General features: G+C 72.8%; 7 protein-coding genes. 3 read left to right on the top strand and 4 right to left on the bottom strand.

Annotated features, from left to right (window positions below):
- Positions 1-1641 (top strand): PP2C family protein-serine/threonine phosphatase (locus tag HW445_RS17375; RefSeq protein ID WP_180221922.1); only part of this gene is annotated, 1641 nt, incomplete at its 5' end.
- A gap of 105 nt (positions 1642-1746) precedes the next feature.
- Here HW445_RS17375 and HW445_RS17370 read toward each other — a convergent pair.
- Together HW445_RS17370 and HW445_RS17365 are read right to left on the bottom strand one after the other, a co-directional pair.
- Positions 1747-2232 (bottom strand): flavin reductase family protein, encoded by a 486-nt coding sequence (locus HW445_RS17370; protein WP_180221921.1) that lies wholly within the window; start codon positions 2230-2232, stop codon positions 1747-1749.
- A gap of 37 nt (positions 2233-2269) precedes the next feature.
- On the bottom strand, positions 2270-3100 hold the full coding sequence (locus HW445_RS17365) for a hypothetical protein (RefSeq protein WP_180221920.1): 831 nt from the start codon (positions 3098-3100) through the stop codon (positions 2270-2272).
- A 132-nt stretch (positions 3101-3232) separates the two neighbouring features.
- Here HW445_RS17365 and HW445_RS17360 point away from each other — a divergent pair, with 132 nt between their 5' ends.
- A complete protein-coding gene (locus HW445_RS17360; RefSeq protein WP_180221923.1) occupies positions 3233-3919 on the top strand; it encodes a TetR family transcriptional regulator in 687 nt (228 codons plus the stop codon).
- 184 nt (positions 3920-4103) lie between these two features.
- Positions 4104-4526 carry a Zn-ribbon domain-containing OB-fold protein gene (locus HW445_RS17355; protein WP_180221919.1) on the top strand — a complete coding sequence of 141 codons (423 nt, stop codon included), beginning with the start codon at positions 4104-4106 and terminating at the stop codon, positions 4524-4526.
- A gap of 79 nt (positions 4527-4605) precedes the next feature.
- Here the strand turns inward: HW445_RS17355 and HW445_RS17350 are convergent, their stop codons facing one another.
- Both HW445_RS17350 and HW445_RS17345 read right to left on the bottom strand, forming a co-directional pair.
- Positions 4606-4809, bottom strand: coding sequence for a hypothetical protein (locus tag HW445_RS17350; protein ID WP_180221918.1), 204 nt, complete (start codon positions 4807-4809; stop codon positions 4606-4608).
- Between the two features lie 66 nt (positions 4810-4875).
- Positions 4876-5440, bottom strand: a 565-nt coding sequence (locus tag HW445_RS17345) for a L,D-transpeptidase (protein ID WP_180221917.1), incomplete at its 5' end; no start/stop codon positions are given.

Genomic DNA, 5440 nt, shown 5'->3' with positions numbered 1-5440 from the left:
GCCCCGTTCGGTCCCCGGACGCGGGAGCTGCTGAGGTCGGTCGCCCGGCTCTGCTCCGGCTCGCTCGGCTCCTTCGACACACGGCCGCCGCCCTCCGAGGACGTCTCGATGCCGACCGTTCAGGCGGTGCTGGACGCGCTGCCCGAGGCGGCGCTGGCGCTGGCCCCGCTGCGGTCGGCCTCCGGCCTGGTGGAGGACTACCGCATCGAGGCGGCCGGCCCCGCGGTGGTCGGGCTGACCGGCCTCAGCGGCCGGTCGCTGGTGGGCGTCCGGCTGCTCGAGTCGTTCCCGGCGCTGGCCGACGGACACACCTGGGAGGGCCTGCTGCACACGCTGGTCACCGGTGAGGCGTACGAGGGCGAGCCGATGGCCTATCCGTCGCCGGACGCCGACGCGGCGGAACTGCCCACCTTCTCGGTGCGCGCCCGGCGCCTGGGCGACGGCCTGATGCTGACCTGGTCCCGCTACGAGATCGCCGAGCGCCAGGAGCAGCGCCTCTCCGACGTGCAGCGTCTGGGCAACCTGGGCTGGACCAACTGGAACCTGCTGACCCACGAGGTGAACTGGTCGCCGCAGGTCTTCAGGATCTTCGACCGTTCCCCGGCGGACGGCCCCGTCCCCTACGACGACCTGCCGGACCTGGTGGTGGCCGAGGACCGGCCCGCGCTCCGCCGTGCCGTGGAGGCCCTGGCCTCGGAGGGCCGGCCCTTCGACGTGCCGTTCCGGATCCGTACCGCGAGCGGTGTGCGCCATCTGCGGGCCGTCGCCGAGGCGGTGACCGATCCCCGGGGCGCTCCGGTGGAGGCGCACGGGTTCGTCCAGGACCTGACGGCGCAGCGCAGCGCCGAGCTGGCGCTGGTGGAGAGCGAGCGGATGATGCTCACCCAGCACGGCATGCTGCGGGCCGAGCGGAGTCTGGCCAGCCGGCTCCAGCAGGCGCTGCTGCCCCTGCCGCACCAGCCGGTGCGTCCGGGCGGGCTGCGGGTGGACGTCGCCTACCTGCCCGCGCAGTCCGGCATACAGGTGGGCGGTGACTGGTTCAGCGCCATCGAACTGCCCGACGGGGACGCCCTGTGCGTGGTGGGCGACGTGGCAGGGCACGGCATCGACGCGGTGGCCACCATGGCGCAGCTGCGGTTCACCGCCAAGGGCATGGTGATCACCGGCTCCTCGCTGACCGGAGCGCTGGCGCGGCTCAACGCCCTGCTGCTGCACACCGGGGAGCCGCGCGCCACGGCCACCATGGTGCTGGCCCGCTACAACCCGCGTGAGCGCAAGCTGGTGTGGGCGCAGGCGGGCCATCCACCGCCGCTGCTGCTGCGCGACGGCGAGGCGCGGTTCCTCAAGCGCCCGATGGGCATGCTGCTGGGCGCGGTGGAGAACCCGCCGTTCCAGGAGGGCGAGTGCCTGCTGGAGCCCGGCGACCGGATCCTGCTGTACACCGACGGCCTGATCGAGCGGCCCTCGGAGGGCATCGACGCCGGCCTCCAGCGGCTGGCCCGCGCGGCCATCGGCCATGACGACCGGCCGGGATCGGCGTCGCTGGGGCCGCTGCTCGCCGAGATGCTGGAGGGCGAGCGGCGCGACGACGTCTGCGTGCTGGACATCCGGGTGATGCCGGAGGAGGAGCCGGGAGCCTGAGGACGCGCCCGAGGGCACCCCTGGCGACCCGCCCGATGACGCGTACGAGGCCGACCGCGGGGACATCCGCCTCCCGGGCGTCGTCCTCCCGGGGGCGTCCGGGTCTCAGGCGGGGTGCCCTGGTTCGATGTCCAGGACGTCCTCCAGCCGGAGCAGGGCCCCGCCCGTCCCCGGGTGCTCGCCGCTCTGCTCGGGCGCGAGGACGTGGGCGACGTGGTCGCCGGTGTCGAAACGCTCCTGGACGACGCCGACCGTCCAGGCCGCCGCCGCGGTGAGGACGGCGCTGCCGCCCGGGCCTTCGTGCCATTCCACGTCGGCGAACTTGTCGGTGTCGTCGCCCGTCCGCCCGCCGAACATGGCCGCCAGGCCGTGCTGCTCCGGGGTGAGCAGGTGGACCGTCAGCCGTTCGGCCCGCAGCGCGACGCGGTGGGTGTGGTTGGTCTTGGAGATCCAGACGGTCAGCCGGGGCGGATCGATGGAGCACTGGGTCCAGAACCCGACGAGACAGCCGGACCGCTCCCCGTCGGCGACCGCGGTCACCACGCACATGTCGGGGTTGAGACGCTTCATGAACGCGTCGCTGGATCGCATGGGTGCCATGCTGCCCCGGAACGGGGCGGCCAACCACTCAGCCGCGGTCGAGCAGGCGGTGCAGTGCGGCCTTGAGGGCGTCGACGAACGCGTCGCGGCGCTCGGCGGGGAGGGCGTCCAGGGACAGGTAGGGGTTGAGGTCCTCCAGCTCCACCAGCAGGAGCCGGCCGTCGGGGGCCCGGCAGACGTCGACGCGCTGGATGCCGTGGGAGATGGTGTTCCACGCGACGAAGCGGCGGGCGAACTCCAGGTCCTCGGCGGTGGGTTCGTAGGGGACGAGTTCCCAGCGGCGCTGCGGGTCGGGGGCGTACAGCGCGTACTGGAAGGCGTCGTCGACGAAGTAGAAGGAGATCTCGTGGACGAAGTCGATCCGGGGCTGCACCAGGACGTCGCCGTACGCGACGCCGTCGAGCTCGTCCGGGGCGAGGACGCGCAGCCCCACGGAGTCGGCTCCGAGCCGCGGCTTGACGACGTAGGCGTCCGCGCGGGGCAGGAGGCCCAGGTCCTCGGGCCGGTCGACGGTGGGGATGACGGGGTGCCCCGCGGCGGTGAGGTCGAGCAGGTACTGCTTGCCCGCCATGTCCCCCTGGCCGGTGAGCTCGTTGTAGACGCGGGTCCCGGCGGCCAGGGCACGGTCCCGGAACTCCCGGTGGGCGGCGAGATGACCCAGTACGGGGCCGCTGTTGCGCACCAGCACGGCGTCGAAGGAGTCCATCAGCGCCGCGGCCTGCCGGGGGTGGCACAGGGCGGTGTCGAAGTCCTCGCCGAGCCGGGCGGAGAGGTGGATGTCCTCGTCGCAGTACCGGCGTCCGGCGGCCGGGTAGGCGAGGTCGGTGACGTGCAGGAGCCGGGGGCGGGCGGACGGCATGGCTACTCCTCGGACAGGCGTCTACGCAGGTCAACCTAGCCGGTGCACTCCGTTCCCCCAGAAGGGGACCCAGTGCCGCGCGGCGGGTTCGGTGCTACGTTTCGCGGCATGAGTTTCCCGTCGAAGCCGCCGATGCGTGACGCGCTGGTCGAGGCCGCCTTCCGGCTCTTCCTGGAGCGTGGGTACGAGCAGACGACGGTCGAGGACATCGTCACCCTGGCCGGCGTGGGCCGCCGTTCCTTCTTCCGGTACTTCCCGTCGAAGGAGGGCGTGGTCTTCCCCGACCACGAACGCCGGCTGGCCGAGGTGACCGGCTTCCTGGCCGCGAGCGGCAGGGGCGAGGACCCGGTGGCGCGCGTCTGCGAGGCGGTGGGCCTGGTGCTGCGCCTCTACACCGACAACCCCACCTTCTCGGTGCAGCGTTACCGGCTCACCAAGGAGGTTCCTGGCCTGCGGGCGTACGAGCTGTCCGTGGTGTGGCGCTACGAGCGGACCTTCGCGGGTCATCTGCGGGAGCGGCTGGCGGACCGGCCGGACGGCACCCTGCGGGCCGACGTGATCGCGGCGGCCGTGGTGGCCGCGCACAACAACGTGCTGCGTTCCTGGCTGCGTTCGGAGGGCGAGGGGGACGCCGGGGCGGCGGTGGACCGGGCTCTGGACTATGTGCGCGAGGCGTTCGGGGACGGCGCGGGCCGGGGGCGCGAGCAGGACGACGACGTGGTCGTGGTGGTGTCGCGGCGCGGGGCGCCGATGTGGCGGGTGGTGCGGGAGATCGAGTCCGCCCTGGACCCCGCCGGGGAGAACCCCGCCCGGCCGTGAGGGAAGCCGCGGCAGGGCCGCGGCAGGCATCGCGGGAGCAGCCGCGGGAGAAGCCGCGGAGGAGGCTCCGAAAGAAGCCCGAAAGAGGAGGTACGCAGTACCTTTACCTGTGGCACTGGGTGCCATACTCTGTGCTCGCGCGCGGGGGCGCCGCGCGCTTACGGTCTCGTCCGCGCGCAGGGAGATGACAGTCGTGTTCCAGTCAGGATTCACCTCGCACCCGGCCGCCGGCTCCTCCGCGACGGGTGTGCTCGACCACGGCACCCAGGAGAGCGAGGGCATCGGCTACCAGTGCTGCACCTGGTGCGGCACCTCCATGTACCACAAGCTTCTGTGCCCGGTCTGCGCGGGCAGCGAGCTGCGCTCGGAGCGCAGCGCGGGTGCCGGCACGGTGCTGCGGTCGACGGTGGTCCACCGGAACACCCCGTCGGCCCGGAACGTCTCGCTGATAGAGATGGCCGAGGGCTTCGTGGTCCGCGGCCGGGTGACCGGGCCGCCGGCGGGCGTGCACACGGGTGACCGGGTGCGGCTGATCACGGCGAAGGACCCGGTCCGGGGCGAGCCGGTCTTCCAGCTCAGCGACGACACGCACCGGTCCTGGCACTGACGGCGCCGCCGGAAAGGCGGCCGGGCCGACGCGGGTTCCGTGTCCCCGCGGGGCGGGGACACGGGCGACGGGCGAGGTCTCAGGAGGCGCGGGCCGGGCGGCGGCGGGACTTGGGCCGCGGAGTGGCAGCGGCCCACTCCCCCACCAGGCGCTGATACCTGCGGCGCTGCTCGTGGTCGAGCCGGCCGCCGGACTTCATCAACAGGTCCCGGATCTCCTCGTTCACCTCGGCCGCCGTACGGAGGCGGACGCTCTCAGGAGTGGTGGACATGCTGTGAAGCATACGGCGGAACCCGTGGGGACGATGTGAGCAATCCGGCGAAAACGCGCAATGCGGACGTGTTACTGATCACGTGCCGGGCTTGCGGCCCCACACGTACACCTCGTCGCCGGTCCGGAGCAGCTCCCAGTACTTCTTGGCGTCCCGGGGCGTCATGTTGACGCAGCCGTGCGAGCCCGGCGGGCTCCACACGCTCATGCCGACCGAGTGGAACGCCTGACCGCCGTCGAAGAACTGGCTGTAGGGCATGGCCACGTGGTAGATGGTCGAGACGTGGTCGATGTTCCGCCACGAGATCTTCTTGAGCCCGGTGCGGGTCTCGTAGCCGTCGCGCCCGGTACGGACCGGGACCGGCCCGTACACGAGCTTCTTCCCGTCCTGGACCCAGCTCAGCTGACGGGTGAGGTCGACGCAGGCGATCCGGCCCTTGTCGACGGGGCAGCTCCCGTCCGCGTTCGGGGTGGCGCCCGCGGCCCGCTGCCGGTTCATGAGGTCCATCACGCGCCAGGTGACCGGACCGGCGAAGCCGGCGCTGGGGGTGATCAGGTGCTTCTTCTGGAAGGCGCGGATCGCCTCGCAGTCGGCGCGCGACTGGCGGCCGTCCACCGGGCGGCCGAGGAAGCGCTCGGCCGCC

The sequence above is a fragment of the Streptomyces sp. UH6 genome, assembly GCF_013421635.1.
Classification (GTDB): Bacteria; Actinomycetota; Actinomycetes; order Streptomycetales; family Streptomycetaceae; genus Streptomyces; species Streptomyces abyssomicinicus.
This window is presented reverse-complemented; position numbering and strand designations above follow the sequence as displayed.

Bases quoted from the DNA above. Each gene is read 5' to 3' on its own strand.
- HW445_RS17370 (WP_180221921.1), bottom strand. From the start codon at position 2,232: ATGCGATCCAGCGACGCGTTCATGAAGCGTCTCAACCCCGACATGTGC.
- HW445_RS17365 (WP_180221920.1), bottom strand. From the start codon at position 3,100: ATGCCGTCCGCCCGCCCCCGGCTCCTGCACGTCACCGACCTCGCCTAC.
- HW445_RS17360 (WP_180221923.1), top strand. From the start codon at position 3,233: ATGCGTGACGCGCTGGTCGAGGCCGCCTTCCGGCTCTTCCTGGAGCGT.
- HW445_RS17355 (WP_180221919.1), top strand. From the start codon at position 4,104: ATGACAGTCGTGTTCCAGTCAGGATTCACCTCGCACCCGGCCGCCGGC.
- HW445_RS17350 (WP_180221918.1), bottom strand. From the start codon at position 4,809: ATGCTTCACAGCATGTCCACCACTCCTGAGAGCGTCCGCCTCCGTACG.